Origin of the sequence: Celeribacter marinus (assembly GCF_001308265.1) — a bacterium.
GTDB lineage: Bacteria > Pseudomonadota > Alphaproteobacteria > Rhodobacterales > Rhodobacteraceae > Celeribacter > Celeribacter marinus.
The window spans coordinates 2,426,621-2,440,453 of sequence record NZ_CP012023.1; the positions used below are offsets into that span (position 1 = coordinate 2,426,621).

14 protein-coding genes are annotated in these 13,833 nt (G+C 56.9%); 4 read left to right on the plus strand and 10 right to left on the minus strand.

What is annotated here, in order from left to right:
- Window positions 1–22: 22 nt before the first annotated feature.
- The 3 genes from IMCC12053_RS12120 to IMCC12053_RS12130 are packed head-to-tail and all read right to left on the minus strand — an operon-like array spanning window position 23 to window position 2,471.
- On the minus strand, window positions 23–457 hold the full coding sequence (locus IMCC12053_RS12120) for a hypothetical protein (protein ID WP_062219405.1): 435 nt from the start codon (window positions 455–457) through the stop codon (window positions 23–25).
- Window positions 457–1,773, minus strand: coding sequence for a signal recognition particle-docking protein FtsY (gene ftsY / locus IMCC12053_RS12125; RefSeq protein ID WP_062219407.1), 1,317 nt, complete (start codon window positions 1,771–1,773; stop codon window positions 457–459). The genes IMCC12053_RS12120 and ftsY overlap by 1 nt, the downstream gene beginning before the upstream one ends.
- A gap of 56 nt (window positions 1,774–1,829) precedes the next feature.
- Window positions 1,830–2,471 carry a lysoplasmalogenase family protein gene (locus IMCC12053_RS12130; protein WP_062219408.1) on the minus strand — a complete coding sequence of 214 codons (642 nt, stop codon included), beginning with the start codon at window positions 2,469–2,471 and terminating at the stop codon, window positions 1,830–1,832.
- Between the two features lie 71 nt (window positions 2,472–2,542).
- Between IMCC12053_RS12130 and IMCC12053_RS12135 the strand changes: the two genes are divergently transcribed.
- Both IMCC12053_RS12135 and IMCC12053_RS12140 read left to right on the plus strand, forming a co-directional pair.
- Window positions 2,543–3,610 carry an alkane 1-monooxygenase gene (locus IMCC12053_RS12135; RefSeq protein ID WP_062219410.1) on the plus strand — a complete coding sequence of 356 codons (1,068 nt, stop codon included), beginning with the start codon at window positions 2,543–2,545 and terminating at the stop codon, window positions 3,608–3,610.
- Window positions 3,611–3,682: 72 nt separating this feature from the next.
- Window positions 3,683–4,078, plus strand: a complete 396-nt coding sequence (locus tag IMCC12053_RS12140) for a hypothetical protein (RefSeq protein ID WP_062219412.1) — start codon at window positions 3,683–3,685, stop codon at window positions 4,076–4,078.
- On the opposite strand, the gene xseA is transcribed toward IMCC12053_RS12140, so the two are convergent.
- On the minus strand, window positions 4,075–5,541 hold the full coding sequence (gene xseA, locus IMCC12053_RS12145) for an exodeoxyribonuclease VII large subunit (RefSeq protein ID WP_062219414.1): 1,467 nt from the start codon (window positions 5,539–5,541) through the stop codon (window positions 4,075–4,077). The two genes, IMCC12053_RS12140 and xseA, sit on opposite strands and share 4 nt — an antisense overlap.
- An 86-nt stretch (window positions 5,542–5,627) precedes the next feature.
- Between xseA and purD the strand changes: the two genes are divergently transcribed.
- Window positions 5,628–6,890, plus strand: coding sequence for a phosphoribosylamine--glycine ligase (gene purD, locus IMCC12053_RS12150; protein WP_062219416.1), 1,263 nt, complete (start codon window positions 5,628–5,630; stop codon window positions 6,888–6,890).
- Between the two features lie 256 nt (window positions 6,891–7,146).
- Here the strand turns inward: purD and purU are convergent, their stop codons facing one another.
- The 3 genes from purU to IMCC12053_RS12165 all read right to left on the minus strand — a co-directional run bounded on the left by purU (window position 7,147) and on the right by IMCC12053_RS12165 (window position 9,189).
- Window positions 7,147–8,031, minus strand: coding sequence for a formyltetrahydrofolate deformylase (gene purU, locus IMCC12053_RS12155; protein ID WP_062219418.1), 885 nt, complete (start codon window positions 8,029–8,031; stop codon window positions 7,147–7,149).
- A gap of 121 nt (window positions 8,032–8,152) precedes the next feature.
- Complete coding sequence (locus IMCC12053_RS12160) at window positions 8,153–8,866, minus strand: FG-GAP repeat domain-containing protein (RefSeq protein ID WP_062219420.1); 714 nt, start codon at window positions 8,864–8,866, stop codon at window positions 8,153–8,155.
- The gene (locus tag IMCC12053_RS12165) at window positions 8,866–9,189 is read right to left on the minus strand and encodes a 2Fe-2S iron-sulfur cluster-binding protein (protein ID WP_062219422.1); all 324 of its coding nucleotides are present in this window, start codon (window positions 9,187–9,189) and stop codon (window positions 8,866–8,868) included. Before IMCC12053_RS12165 ends, IMCC12053_RS12160 begins: the two co-directional genes overlap by 1 nt.
- 216 nt (window positions 9,190–9,405) lie before the next feature.
- On the opposite strand from IMCC12053_RS12165, the gene IMCC12053_RS12170 reads away from it, so the two are divergent.
- Window positions 9,406–9,924, plus strand: a complete 519-nt coding sequence (locus tag IMCC12053_RS12170) for a peptidoglycan-binding domain-containing protein (RefSeq protein WP_062221298.1) — start codon at window positions 9,406–9,408, stop codon at window positions 9,922–9,924.
- Window positions 9,925–10,008: 84 nt separating this feature from the next.
- Here the strand turns inward: IMCC12053_RS12170 and IMCC12053_RS12175 are convergent, their stop codons facing one another.
- The 3 genes from IMCC12053_RS12175 to hflK all read right to left on the minus strand — a co-directional run bounded on the left by IMCC12053_RS12175 (window position 10,009) and on the right by hflK (window position 13,801).
- Entirely contained in the window at window positions 10,009–11,514 is a 1,506-nt protein-coding gene (locus IMCC12053_RS12175) for a Do family serine endopeptidase (protein ID WP_236852614.1), read from the minus strand.
- Between the two features lie 248 nt (window positions 11,515–11,762).
- Window positions 11,763–12,638, minus strand: coding sequence for a protease modulator HflC (gene hflC / locus IMCC12053_RS12180; RefSeq protein ID WP_062219426.1), 876 nt, complete (start codon window positions 12,636–12,638; stop codon window positions 11,763–11,765).
- The gene (hflK, locus tag IMCC12053_RS12185) at window positions 12,638–13,801 is read right to left on the minus strand and encodes an FtsH protease activity modulator HflK (protein ID WP_062219428.1); all 1,164 of its coding nucleotides are present in this window, start codon (window positions 13,799–13,801) and stop codon (window positions 12,638–12,640) included. The genes hflC and hflK overlap by 1 nt, the downstream gene beginning before the upstream one ends.
- Between the last annotated feature and the right edge of the window lie 32 nt (window positions 13,802–13,833).

The window sequence follows — 13,833 nt, forward strand, 5'->3', positions numbered from 1 at the left end:
CGATCACCGCACGCCACGCGGGTCATGCCTCGTGTGAGGGAACACTGCCCGTTAGCATCATTTCGAAATCGACATATGGATTGGGGATCAATCGCCCGTCAGCACCCTCGATAAAGTCCTGATCAATCTCGAATGCGCCATCACGCAACAACGCCTCTTCGAGAGATTGCACAACAAATTCAGTGCGGTAGGACGGCAAGATGCCCATGCCCCAAATTCGTGCCGGACAATCGCCACGGTTTTCGTCAACCACAAGCATCGCCGTTGCCACCAACGTGTCGCCGTCCGTGATCACCATTTCAGAGTGCAATGCACGATCCTCTGGCCAATCCTCACTGGTTTGTTCCGCGCGCTCGGGGTGATCGAAAAACAAATCCTGCATGGCTTCGCGGCGCGCAATAGCGTTCCCACCCGACACCCAATTGTCGGGACCATTCGCTTTGTGCAGTTCTAACATCAGACCTCCAGACCCGTCAGGGCCGCGGCAAATTCTTCGGGATCGAACGGCGCGAGATCGTCGATCTGTTCGCCCACACCGATCGCATGGATCGGCAGACCAAACTTATCGGCGAGGCTCACCAGAACGCCGCCTTTAGCGGTGCCGTCGAGTTTCGTCATAACAAGTCCGGACACATCGGATATTTTTTGGAAGGTTTCAACCTGATTCAGCGCATTTTGACCCGTGGTCGCATCAAGCACCAACAAGGTATTGTGCGGCGCGCTCGAATCTTTCTTGCGGATCACGCGCACGATCTTCGCCAATTCTTCCATCAGGTCAGTGCGGTTTTGCAACCGTCCCGCCGTATCAATCAACAAGAGATCAGCACCGATATCTTGCGCCTTGCTCATCGCATCAAACGCGAGAGACGCGGGATCGGACCCCTCAGGTGCGGTTAAAACCGGCACACCGGCACGCTCGCCCCATACCTGTAATTGTTCAACGGCGGCGGCACGGAACGTATCGCCAGCGGCAATCACCACGGACTTACCCGCAGCTTTAAACTGACTTGCAAGCTTGCCAATCGTTGTGGTTTTGCCAGACCCATTCACGCCCACCACAAGAACAACCTGCGGCGTTTGCGGGTAGAGCGGCATCGGCTTGGCAACTGGCTCCATGATGCGCGCAATCTCTTGGGCCATCAGGCGCTTAATCTCTTCGACAGACAGCTTTTTACCAAAGCGGCCCTCGGCCATCGCGGCCGTAACACGCAAGGACGTGTCCACCCCCATATCGGTGGAAATCAACAACTCTTCGAGCTGCTCCAGCATATCGTCGTCAAGCGCACGGCGCACAACCGCCTTGGTCTCTTTGCGCCCCATAAGGCGGCCCAAAAAGCCCGGCCTCACAGCGGCCTCGACTTGGGGCTGTGCCACGGCAATCTCAACAATCTCTTCGAGCGCCTCGGCAACAGGCGCGATCTCAGCGGGTGCAGTCTCAGCGGGAGCCGCCTCAACAGGGGCGATCTCAAAAGGGGGAACGTCAACAGGGGCCACCTCAACAGGGGGCGTGGGGATTTCAACGACAGGCGTGTCAGGCACCTCAACAGGCGCAGGTGGCGCGACCGCCTCTGGCGCGCGAACCGGCTCTTCGACAGGCGCATCTGTGGGGATTTCAACAGGAGCAGCATCGGGAATATCCGCGACCACATCCTCGACATAGGCCTCGTGCGCACCGCTTTGCGCACCACCATCGGCCACAATAGCTTCTAACCCCTCGTCAATCTTTGACGACGATTTGAGCAGGCGTTTCTTGAGTTTTCCAAATAGCGACATGAGGCCTCCGTTCCCTGCTCACATAATCCGTCTTTGCCCGCGAGAAAAGCCCCGCCTTAGAGAAAGGCCAAAAGGATCAAGCCCTGCCCGCCCACATAGAGCACCCAAAGCGTGTAACTGGCCATGCGGGCCCGCACTGTTCCCTCGCTCAGATGAAACAAACGGACCGCTAAAATCAAATCGGACATCAAAAACAAAACAGCGCCAACGGTCGCACCGCGTAGCCCAAACGGTAAGGACAACGCCGCCGCCGTCATCGCGCAAATGATCACAGCATAGGCACGCGCAGGCCACGTAAGCGGATCACGCTTGGGCACAACGATGGCAATGGCCAAAGCCGCCACAATCACCATACCAAAGATCGGAGCATGTTCAACGCGCGACACATGCGGGACAAACAATGCGAGATAAGCGAGGTGCGCGAGCGCAAAGGCAATAAGACCCGTCAAAAACGCCCGCGACCCATCGCGCGACAATGCGATGTCGCCAACCGCGGACAATGCGAGCGCTATGATCAGGATGACAGGCGCATGCGCAAGGGCGGCAATCGCGGCGAAGGCAAGCAATGGCGTAGCCTTCACCGCCGTGCGCCGCGTACATGTTGGAGTCTCGGTCAGCCAAAGATAGGCAAACGCCGATACCATCGCCAGCGCCCACAGAGCCACAACGATACCTCTCTCAATGATCTCCGGTTCCATCCGTATCTCCACGTTGCACGCCCCACGGCGCGCGCTATACTCACGTCAAATTGTAAGGTGTTACACGTGTTATGACGACCCCGCATACCATCCGCTATTTCGCAATTGCAGCACTCACACCTGTGGGTCTTTTGGCCCTAGCCTCGCTCTATGGCGGACTGTGGTCGCTTTTGGCATTTGCTTATATTACTGCGCTCGCTTTTTCACTCGATCAACTGGTCGCATTTGCGCGCAGTCCTGACAATCCCGAGGCCGAATTTCCTGACGCCAATGCGCTATCGGTTGTGTTGGCCCTAGCACATTTCGCTCTTTTGCCCCTCGCCGTGTGGGCGCTATCGAACGGACAACATGCATGGTGGGACCGTCTTTTCATCTTTTTTGCACATGGATTGTTCTTTGGCCAAGTCTCCAACTCGAATGCCCACGAAATGGTTCACCGTGCCGACACGACCCTGCGCCGCTTGGGTACTTGGGTTTATATCTCCCTTTTGTTCGGCCACCACGCCACCGCGCACGCGAAAATCCACCACAAATACGCGGCGACGGAGGATGATCCAAACTCCGCGCCGCTCGGTATGAGCTACTACCGCTTTTTGCCGCGCGCATGGATCGGCTCATTCAGGGCGGGTCTGAGTGCAGAAAACACCATGCGCAAGACAGCGGGCAAAACCGACGAGCTGCACCCCTACGCCCTATACATTGGAGGCGCATTTGCCTGTTTGGCACTCGCCTATGCAATCGGCGCATGGGAAGGCGTGCTGAAATACATCCTTTTATCGGGCTATGCATCGTCGCAACTGATGTTATCCGACTATGTGCAACACTACGGATTACGCCGCACCCGCGATGCGAACGGCGTGCTGGAACCTGTCGGGCCACACCACTCATGGAATGCGCCGCACTGGTTCACCTCCTTTATGATGCTCAACGCCCCGCGCCATTCGGACCACCATTCAAACCCGATGACGCCCTATCCTGCACTTCGGATCACCGACGATATGGCGCAACTGCCCCGCTCATTGCCCGCAATGGCAACGCTCGCGCTCATCCCCCCGCTTTGGCGGCGCGTCATGGACCCGCGCGTGGCACAAATTATGGATCAACAAGCCGCCCACACCCCGCGCGGCCAATCGTCATAAGCCAATCGTCGTAAGCCCGTCATCATGAAAATGTGAATTCATGTTCAATATGCACTGTGGAAGGATCGCTAAATGATGAGAGTTTTCGCATATGCCGCCGCCGTAGTGCTTGCCCTGCCCGTAGGTGCAGACGAGCCGCTCACCGCACAAGAGTTCGACGCCTACACAAGAGGCAAAACCCTAACCTATGCGGATCAGGGGACGGCTTACGGGCTGGAGGAATACTATCCAAACAATCAGGTCAAATGGGCGTTTGAGGGTGGCGCGTGCCTTGACGGAATTTGGTACGAGGAAAACCAGAACATCTGTTTTCTCTATGAGGACGGGCGCGCCCCGCAATGTTGGCAGTTTTTCCAAGAGGGAAATAAACTGCGCGCCGAATTTGTGAGCGACAGCGGCACGCAGCAATACGAAGCCTATTCATCAGACCGACCGCTACAATGCACAGGACCGCAGATCGGCGTTTAGAACAAGCTGCCTTGATCGGACGGGTCGCGGTCTTTTGCCTTTTTGGGCTTGGGTTTATCGCCTTTAGGAGGCTTGATCTGTATGGCAGTGGGGTCAACGGGAGCGCCCGCGCCGATCGCCACGCGTCCGTCAGCAAATTGCACTTCGGCCATACGCGCCGCGTCAACCGTCGACTTGATCAACGCTCCGCGTGCATCGAACACCAACGCAAACCCACGCGCCATCGTCGCGCGGTGTGACAGTGCCTCAAGCATGGCACCGCGCCGCTCCAACGTGTTGCGCCAGGCGTCAAGGTTGGCTTTTCCTGCGCGCTCGAACCGGCGGGTCAGATCATTGAGGCGGTCACTTTGACGCTCAACGCGACCGCGCAAGGTCGCAGGCTGCAATCGTCCAGACAAGCGTGACAGATCAAGCGTGCGTTTGTGAACGCCGTTTTTGAGCGCTTGACCGAGGCGCGCATCGGCCTGATCCACACGTTGGCGCGGACTGTCCAAAAGATGCGTGATTTTCGGCATCGCGCGCGCTAAATCGCTCAGACGTTGACGGCGGCGTTCAAGCCCACCCAAAAGTGAGCGCTCATTGCGCGCGCCCATTTCCTGTAACGTCACCCACAACTCACGTCGCACAGGCACGGCCATTTCGGCAGCAGCAGTGGGCGTGGGGGCACGCATATCTGACGCGTAGTCGATCAATGTCGTGTCGGTCTCGTGACCCACGGCAGAGATCAACGCAATATCAGAGGCCGCAGCCGCACGGGCCACGATTTCTTCGTTAAAGCCCCATAAGTCCTCGGTCGATCCACCGCCGCGCGCGACAATGATCAAGTCAGGGCGCGGGATGGCGCCGCCCACAGGTAGCGCGTTGAACCCTTTGATCCCTGCGGCGACCTCAGCGGCACAGTTTTGCCCCTGAACAGCGACAGGCCACAACAAAACATGACGCGGGAAACGATCACGCAAACGATGCAAAATATCACGGATCACTGCGCCTGAGGGCGATGTCACCACACCGATCACCTCAGGCAGATAGGGGATGGGACGTTTTCGGGCGGGATCAAACAGACCTTCGGCGGCCAGTGCTTTCTTGCGCTTTTCCAACATGGCCATAAGCGCGCCTTCGCCCGCGACCTCGACCTCGTCGACATTGAGATTGTATTTAGACTGTGGCCCGAATGTAGACAGCCGCCCCGTGACGATGACCTCCATGCCTTCCTCGGGAATGACCGACAGCCGCGCCGCCTGCCCCTTCCACGTATTACAGGCAATCACGTCCTTGTCGTCTTTGAGATCGTAATACAAATGGCCTGAACGCGCATGCATCACACGGCCGATCTCGCCGCGCACGCGCACGCGTCCGAATGCGCCCTCAAGCGTCTTTTTGATCGACCCCGCCAGTTCACCCACGGTAAATTCAGGGGCGTTAGATTGCGGCTCTGGGCCATCGTCTTCGAAAAGCTCGGACATGGGGGATCTTTCAACGCTGCTCTTGCTTGTGTCGTGTCGGATGTGACCTTAGAACGCAGGCAACCAAAGGTGAAGCGGAGAGAGCCATGAACATTCTAATTCTCGGATCAGGCGGACGTGAACACAGCCTTGCATGGGCTGTTTTGCAAAACCCCAAATGCGATAAGTTGATCGTGGCCCCCGGAAACGCAGGGATTGCCGCGATTGCGGAATGCGCCACTTTTGATATCAACGATGGGGCGGCGGTGGTCGAATTCGTCACTGAAAACGCCATTGATTTCGTCATCATCGGACCCGAAGCCCCCTTGGCTGCGGGCGTAGCCGATGCGCTACGCGAGACTGGTGTTTTGACTTTTGGCCCCTCGAAAGCGGCGGCACAGTTGGAAGCGTCGAAAAGCTTCACCAAAGACATTTGTGACGCAAGCGGCGCGCCCACAGCGGGCTACGCGCATTTCACCGATGCCGACAAAGCCAAGGCCTATATCCGCGCCGAGGGCGCCCCGATTGTGGTCAAGGCGGACGGCTTGGCCGCAGGCAAGGGTGTGATCGTGGCGATGGACGTGCAAACCGCGCTCGACGCGATTGACGATATGTTCGGCGGCGAATTTGGCGCGGCGGGCGCAGAGGTCGTGATCGAGGAATTCATGGACGGAGAAGAGGCGTCTTGGTTCATCTTGTGTGACGGGCAAAACGTATTGCCCGTGGGAACCGCCCAAGACCACAAACGCGTAGGCGATGGCGACACGGGGCTCAACACCGGCGGCATGGGGGCCTATTCCCCCGCGCCCGTGATGACCGACAGCGTAATTCAAAAGGCGATGGACGAGATCGTTAAACCTACCGTGGCCGAGATGGCCAAGCGCGGAATGCCGTATCAAGGCGTGCTTTACGCGGGTTTTATGATCAAAGACGGTCAACCGCGTCTGGTCGAATACAATTGTCGGTTTGGCGATCCCGAGTGTCAGGTGTTGATGATGCGTCTGGGGGCGCAAGCCCTTGATCTAATGATTGCCACCGCTGACGGGACGTTGGATCAGGCCCGTGTGAACTGGGCCGACGACCATGCGTTGACGGTTGTTATGGCCGCAAACGGCTACCCCGGTGCGTATGAAAAAGGCAGCGTGATCCGCGGGCTGGACGCGATGCCCGAAGACAGCTCCAACATGGTATTTCACGCCGGCACCGCGGCAAAAGACGGTGCGATTGTCGCCACCGGTGGGCGCGTCCTAAACGTGACCGCGCGCGGGGCAAGCCTGACAGAGGCCCGCGACCGCGCCTATGCGATGATCGACGGCATTGATTGGCCTGAGGGGTTCAACCGCTCGGATATCGGGTGGCGCGCCCTTTGACGCACTGCATAAACTTGTGTGCAGTTTATCATTGTGATTAGCGGTTTATTAACCCTAACAAGCGATATCTTAAGCGCGAAACGCACCACGGCTCGAACGGCCAATGGCGGTTCTTCAATCGAAGTGACCAAGGTGCAAAGCTCCAAAGGCTGTCGCGAGAGAACAAAGGCGTGCTCGAACGGCACGCCTTTTCTCGTTTGAAGGTTGAGCGTCCGATCGGTCAACGACCCTGCCCTCACACATATCGTCGGGCTGCTTACCCCATGCGCTCACTAGCATAGCCCCCCGGCGAGGCGGGGAAAACGACCGTTTTGTTGCCGTTGATAAAAACGCGGTGGTGGATGTGGGCGTGGATGGCACGGGCAAAAACCTGTGCCTCGACATCACGACCGAGCGACACGTAATCCTCAGGGCTTTGGGCATGTGTGACGCGAACTGTGTCTTGTTCGACAATCGGCCCCTCATCGAGATCCGCCGTGACGTAATGCGCCGTGGCACCGATCAGTTTCACACCACGCTCGAACGCTTGTTTATAGGGGTTTGCCCCCTTGAAGGACGGCAAGAACGAGTGATGAATGTTAATAATGCGCCCCGACATCACGCGGCACATATCATCGCTCAAAATCTGCATATACCGCGCCAGAACGATCAGCTCGGCCCCTGCATCCTCGACCACCTGCATAATCTTTGCTTCAGCTTCGGGTTTGTTCTCTTTCGTCACTTTGATGTGGTGGAACGCAATATCGTGGTTCACCACAACCTTTTGATACTCCATGTGATTTGAAATCACGGCGACGATTTCAATCGGCAAGGCGCCAATGCGCACACGGTAGAGCAAATCGTTGAGGCAATGACCAAAGCGCGACACCATCACGACGACCTTCATCTTTTTAGCCTCATCATGGATCGCCCATTGCATGTCAAACGCATCAGCCACGGCCGCAAACCCCTCTGCGATCTGCGCATCCGTGAGACCGGTTTCGGAGACAAAACTCACACGCATAAAAAACTGCGCCGTTGCGGGATCGTCAAACTGGGCGCTATCGGTGATATTACAGCCCAACTCGGCCAATTTTCCCGAGATGGCGGCGACAATGCCGCGCGTGGATTTGCAAGTGACGGTGAGAACATGGCTGCTCATGGAATGCTCCGGAATTGCCGCTAAGGGCCTATTTTGATTTAATGGGAGTTTTGCCACGTTGGCCACGATTTGACAGCCCTAAAACGACACATATGTGCGCCGCATCTGCAAGAGGCGCGGGTTAGTTACAGCGCAAAAACGGCGCAAACCCATCCACGCCACTATATGGTGCGATGGCCTGTGACTGCGGTGTGCCATCCACAAAACGGGTTTCGACAATCATGCTCCAATCAGCAGACGCTGTGACAACAACGGGGGGCTGATCCATGCATGTGCGCACGCCCCCCTCGATCACAGCCGCGCCAAGATGGTGATTTGTCAGGCCCGCCACGCGCGACATTTGGGTCCAACGCGATGTTGCGGCGTCCATATCGACCTCGACAAATACCAACTCTTTGGCCAGATGCGGACGATCAACATAGGCGATGTCGTCCACGCCATTGCCGTCAAAATCGGCGATGCCCGCGATTGCAAGCCACCGAAATCTTTGACCAATAGGAGCGTTTGATCCGGCGGGCACGATCTGGCCCTCTTGCGCCGTCCAAAGCTGGATCCGCGCACCCGTCTCGAAATCGCTCACCACCGTGACAACCTCTGGCGCACCATCACCATCAAAATCGTGTAACCTAGGCGCGGTATCCTCAAACACCGCTCCGTCAAAGCGAAAGGTTTTGCGCGCACCATCTGATAGCGTGATCTCAAGCAGGGCGTATTCACCATCTGCGACCGCGTTGTGCCCGTAGGCACTGCTCGGTTCAAGATACCGCGCGGATGTGATATCTTGGGCGGCAACAGGCGTGGCCGCCAACAGGCATGCGACAGCCGCGCCTTTCATCAGATTTGCTTTTCTGGGAGATTGACCACAAGGCCATCAATCGCATCCGTCACTTTGATCTGACACGTCAGGCGCGACCGCGCCGCGTCAGGTTGATACGCAAAATCGAGCATATCCTCTTCCATTGCGTCCTTGGGCGTCAGTTTTTCGACCCACTCTGGCGACACATAAACGTGACAGGTCGAACATGCACATGCACCGCCGCAATCGGCATCAATGCCCGGTACGCCATTGTCGCGCGCGCCCTCCATGACAGTGCGGCCATTGGGGACATCTACGACGTGTTCGGTGCCATTAAATTCGATATAAGTAATTTTTGCCATGTCTGCGGTCCGTCTTTCAAACTTTCAGTTGGCCAAGATGTACCCCGCCTGCTTGACGATGAAAAGAGGGGCAACCCACGCGAGTGCTTGGAGCGCGTTGAAAATCGCGTTACTGTATGTTTTTGAACCGCCCATTAAAGAGCGGACTGGTGAGACGAGTATAAAATGACAGGCCAAATCCAATTATCCACTCGACCGCGGCACGCATCGCACCGTATGCGCAGGCTCCTATCGGGCTTTGCGGCCTGTCTCGTTTTGAGCGCGTGCCAAGGCTTGCCTGCAACAACGGATACGGAAATCTTGCGCGCGCGCGATACGCAAAACGCGCCCCCCGGTGCCGATCCCGATAGTTGCTATGCCCGCACGATTACGCCGGCGATCATTGAAACGGTCACAGAACAGGTTTTGGTGCAGCCGCCACAAATTGGCACGGACGGTACGATCAGCTACCCCGCTGTATACCGCACCGAGACGCGACAGGAGATTGTGCGCGAACGCCGCGAGCTTTGGTTTGAAACCCTATGCGATGAGGAAATGACATCCGAATTTGTCGCATCTGTACAGCGCGCCTTGGCCGCACGCGGATATTTCGGCGCCGCTATCACCGGACGCTTGGACCGCGCCACACGCGCCGCAATCCGAGCCTATCAAAAATCTCAAGGCGTCGACAGTGACGTATTGTCATTGGCGGCTGCGCGCAAACTCGGCCTCTCGGCTGTTGAGCGGCAAAAATAGCGCCACACCACCGCCACTCCCGAATGGTACGAAAAAGGCGACCCGAAGGCCGCCTTTTGAACTGTTTTGAAAGGGGCAATTGGACTAGTTGACACCAAGCGCCACAAAGCGTGGCTCGCCCGCGCGACGAACAAGCAACAACACCGTGTTGCGCCCTGCATCGCGCGCAGCCTCCACACGCGCCTCGAGATCGGCCACAGACGTGACCTTCTCCTGACCCGCTTCGGTAATAACATCGCCCGCACGCATGCCCTTTTCAAAGGCTTCCGTGCTTTCGTCGACGTCGACCACAGCCAAACCATCAGTGCCTGCAGCCACGCCAAGTTGCTCACGCAAATCGTCACTCAAAGGCTGAAGTGTGAGCCCCATCAGGGCGACAGATTTTGGCTCTTCGGGTACAGTCTCATCGTCGTCATTCGTTGGCATAGACGCGTTTTCGGCATCTTCACGGCGTCCAAGTGTCACCATCAAAGTCTTGGTTTTGCCATCACGGAACACGGTCACACGCACGGCTTTACCAACTTCGGTATCGCCAACGGTACGCACCAACGCGTCAGGGTCGGCAATATCTTTGTTGTCGAACGACACGATCACATCGCCACTTTCAAGACCTGCCTCTTTGGACGGCCCCTCGGGCACATCTGTGATCAACGCACCAGTGGCAGCCTCTAGGCCCATGGCCTCGGCCACGTCCTCGGATACGTTTTGAATGCGCACACCGAGCCAGCCACGGCGCGTTTCGCCGAACTCACGCAGCTGATCGACTACTTTGGACACAACATTGGATGCCATCGAAAAGCCGATACCGATCGAGCCACCATTGGGCGACAAAATCGCTGTGTTCACGCCAATCACTTCGCCGTCCATGTTGAACAACGGCCCCCCCGAGTTGCCACGATTGATCGCCGCATCCGTTTGAATGAAGTCATCGTAAATCCCCGACAACGCGCGTCCACGCTGCGAAATGATGCCCGCAGAGACGGAGAACCCTTGGCCAAGCGGGTTACCCATCGCCATGACCCATTCGCCCACACGCGCCACGTCACTGTCGCCAAACGAGACGAATTTTAGCGGATCGTCACTTTCGACTTTAAGGACCGCGATATCTGTCTTGGGGTCGGTGCCGACCAGTGTAGCAGGCAAGGTAAACCCTTCGAAGAACTCTACCTCGATTTCGTCAGCGCCCTCAATCACATGGTTGTTGGTGACGATAAATCCGTCTTCGGAGATCACAAACCCGGACCCAAGCGCTTGTGATTTACGCGGGCGTTGTTGTTGCTGACCCTGACCTTGGCCCTGACCATTGCGGTCCATAAAATCCTCAAAGAAATCCTGAAACGGGGATCCTTCGGGTACTATGGGGCGACTATCAGTCGAGACTTCCACCACAGTTGTCGTTGTAATATTCACAACAGCGGGGCTAAATTTCTCGGCCAGATCTGCGAAACTCTCGGGTGCGCCGCGCGCATCGAGGGTTGTCGTCTGGATCAAAAGCGCGAGGGTGCCGAGCAAAGTCACGGCAAGCGCGCGCAATGCGCTCGGCGGCGCCGCACGTCTCCCTTGAGTGGGGTGGGAAAGGGCAAGTGACATCGTCATCGGGAATGGTCCTCCATCTGTGCGATCATTTTGAGATGCATAACCGCGAATACCTAACTGCTGACTTAAAGATAGGCATAGACTGCGACAACTCAATCTCAATCGCGCCTGCTCAACTGGTTGTGAGCGAAAAGTGACGCGTCGAAATGCAGAAAAGGGCCAGCATCACGCTGGCCCTCTTCATGTCTGTCCCAGTCCGGATACGGAACGGGACATCTATTTATTGTCTTGGCGGCTTATGTTTAGCGACCGCTGTCAGACTTCAGGAAGTCAAAGAATTCGCTATCGGGCGAGATCACCATCGTGGTGTTTGAGCCTTTCAGGCTCTCACGATAAGCGTTCAAAGAACGATAGAATTCAAAGAACTCTGGGTCCGCACCATAAGCATTCGCAAAGATGTTGTTGCGTTCCGCATCTGCTTCACCGCGTACAATCTCGGCCTGACGCTGCGCATCGGATTGCAGTTCGACCACTGTACGGTCTGCTTGCGCACGCACACGTTGTGCCGCCTCTTCACCACGCGCCCGCTCATCGGCGGCTTCGCGTTCACGCTCTGCACGCATACGCGCGAATGTGGCGTCAAGGTTTTGATCGGGCAGGAACGTCTGTTTGAGACGCACGTCGACAACTTCGACACCCAATGGCAATGCACGAACACGCGCTTGGTCACGGATACGGTTCATCAACTCGGCACGATCCGACGACAAGATGGTGTTGGATGTCACGGTTTCAGAGCCCAGAACCTCACGCACCTGTGCGTTCAAGATCCCTTGGAGACGGTCCTCAGCGAGGCGAATGCCCCCCGTGGACACAGCTTGACGGAATTGCACCAGATCGGCGATGCGGTAGCGCGCAAATGCATCGACCACGAGACGGCGATCATCAGACGGTGTGACCTCAATCTCGGGCGTCTCAAGAGACAAGATGCGGTCATCATAAAAGACCACTTCTTGGATAAGCGGGATTTTAAAGGCAAGACCAGGCTCTTCTTTAACCGCTTTGATTTGACCGAATTGGAGCACCAATGCCTTTTGACGTTCGTCTACAACAAAGACCGAGGACGACACCACAACGACGGCGAGAATAAGAGCGACGAAAAGGATTTGAAGACGTTTCATCAGTTCGACCCCTCACTTGTAGATTTACGCAATTCGTTGAGCGGCAGGTATGGAACAACACCTTGCCCACCTCCGGCACCCTCATCGAGAATGATTTTCTCGACACCGCTGTAGACCTCTTCGATCGTCTCGAGATAGAGACGTTTGCGGGTCACTTCGGGGGCGAGTTTGTATTCGGTCAAAACAGCGGAGAAGCGCGAGGCCTCACCTTGTGCGCCGTTCACGACCTGAGCACGGTAGCCTTCGGCCTCTTCGAGGAACTGCGCGGCAGAACCACGCGCGCCCGCAAGAACCGTGTTGGCATAGGCGTCAGCCTGACGTTCCAGGCGGTCGCGCTCTTGTTCGGCGGCCTGCACGTCACGAAACGCGTCAATCACCTCGGTGGGCGGGTCAGCTTTATCAAGGTTGACACGGATCACGTTGATCCCCGCGTCATAGCTGTCGAGCGTGGACTGTATCAGCGTCATTGCTGTATCCGCGATCAAACCACGATCACGGTTGAGGATCGGGGCCAATTCGGAGGCTGCGATAATCTCGCGCATGGAGCTTTCCGACACGGCCTGAACCGTGCTGCGCGGATCTGCGAGGTTAAAGAGATATTTGGCAGGGTCGTTGATGTTCCACACGACTTGGAAGTCGATGTCGACGATGTTCTCGTCGGTGGTCAGCATCAAGCCGGTTTCACCTACGCCCGCAATACCAATGGCTTCGGTCCGCTCGCCTGTCACCACGACTTTTTCGTAGGACACAAGCGGCCAAGGCGCAAAGTTAAGACCAGGATTGCCGATGGAGGAGAACTCACCAAGGAACAACTCAACAGACTGCTCTTCGGGTTTAACCGTGTAGAACGAGTTAAGCGCCCAAAGGCCAACAACGATCAATGCACCAAAGCCGACCGTGGAGCGGGTGAATTTCGGACCACCGCCACCTGCGCCGCCGCCATTACCGCCGCCAGTGCCGTTCGATCCGCCACCGCGTCCGCCCATGAGAACCTTAAGGTACTCACTGCCTTTGCCTAAAAGTTCGTCGATCTCGGGCAACTGGGGAGGGTCATTTGGACGGCGGCCGCCAGAGTTGCGGTTGCCGTCATTGTCATCTCCGCCAGAGCCGCCACGGTTTCCACCGCCGCCCGAGCCCCAAGGTCCGCCATTATTGCTGGCCATGAAGGTGTATTCCTCTCTCGTATGTGTCTGGT

What these genes read in the sequence shown, in the direction of transcription:
- IMCC12053_RS12120 (WP_062219405.1), bottom strand. Translation starts at nt 457, where the DNA reads ATGTTAGAACTGCACAAAGCGAATGGTCCCGACAATTGGGTGTCGGGT.
- ftsY (WP_062219407.1), bottom strand. Translation starts at nt 1,773, where the DNA reads ATGTCGCTATTTGGAAAACTCAAGAAACGCCTGCTCAAATCGTCGTCA.
- IMCC12053_RS12130 (WP_062219408.1), bottom strand. Translation starts at nt 2,471, where the DNA reads ATGGAACCGGAGATCATTGAGAGAGGTATCGTTGTGGCTCTGTGGGCG.
- IMCC12053_RS12135 (WP_062219410.1), top strand. Translation starts at nt 2,543, where the DNA reads ATGACGACCCCGCATACCATCCGCTATTTCGCAATTGCAGCACTCACA.
- IMCC12053_RS12140 (WP_062219412.1), top strand. Translation starts at nt 3,683, where the DNA reads ATGATGAGAGTTTTCGCATATGCCGCCGCCGTAGTGCTTGCCCTGCCC.
- xseA (WP_062219414.1), bottom strand. Translation starts at nt 5,541, where the DNA reads ATGTCCGAGCTTTTCGAAGACGATGGCCCAGAGCCGCAATCTAACGCC.
- purD (WP_062219416.1), top strand. Translation starts at nt 5,628, where the DNA reads ATGAACATTCTAATTCTCGGATCAGGCGGACGTGAACACAGCCTTGCA.
- purU (WP_062219418.1), bottom strand. Translation starts at nt 8,031, where the DNA reads ATGAGCAGCCATGTTCTCACCGTCACTTGCAAATCCACGCGCGGCATT.
- IMCC12053_RS12160 (WP_062219420.1), bottom strand. Translation starts at nt 8,866, where the DNA reads ATGAAAGGCGCGGCTGTCGCATGCCTGTTGGCGGCCACGCCTGTTGCC.
- IMCC12053_RS12165 (WP_062219422.1), bottom strand. Translation starts at nt 9,189, where the DNA reads ATGGCAAAAATTACTTATATCGAATTTAATGGCACCGAACACGTCGTA.
- IMCC12053_RS12170 (WP_062221298.1), top strand. Translation starts at nt 9,406, where the DNA reads ATGCGCAGGCTCCTATCGGGCTTTGCGGCCTGTCTCGTTTTGAGCGCG.
- IMCC12053_RS12175 (WP_236852614.1), bottom strand. Translation starts at nt 11,514, where the DNA reads ATGTCACTTGCCCTTTCCCACCCCACTCAAGGGAGACGTGCGGCGCCG.
- hflC (WP_062219426.1), bottom strand. Translation starts at nt 12,638, where the DNA reads ATGAAACGTCTTCAAATCCTTTTCGTCGCTCTTATTCTCGCCGTCGTT.
- hflK (WP_062219428.1), bottom strand. Translation starts at nt 13,801, where the DNA reads ATGGCCAGCAATAATGGCGGACCTTGGGGCTCGGGCGGCGGTGGAAAC.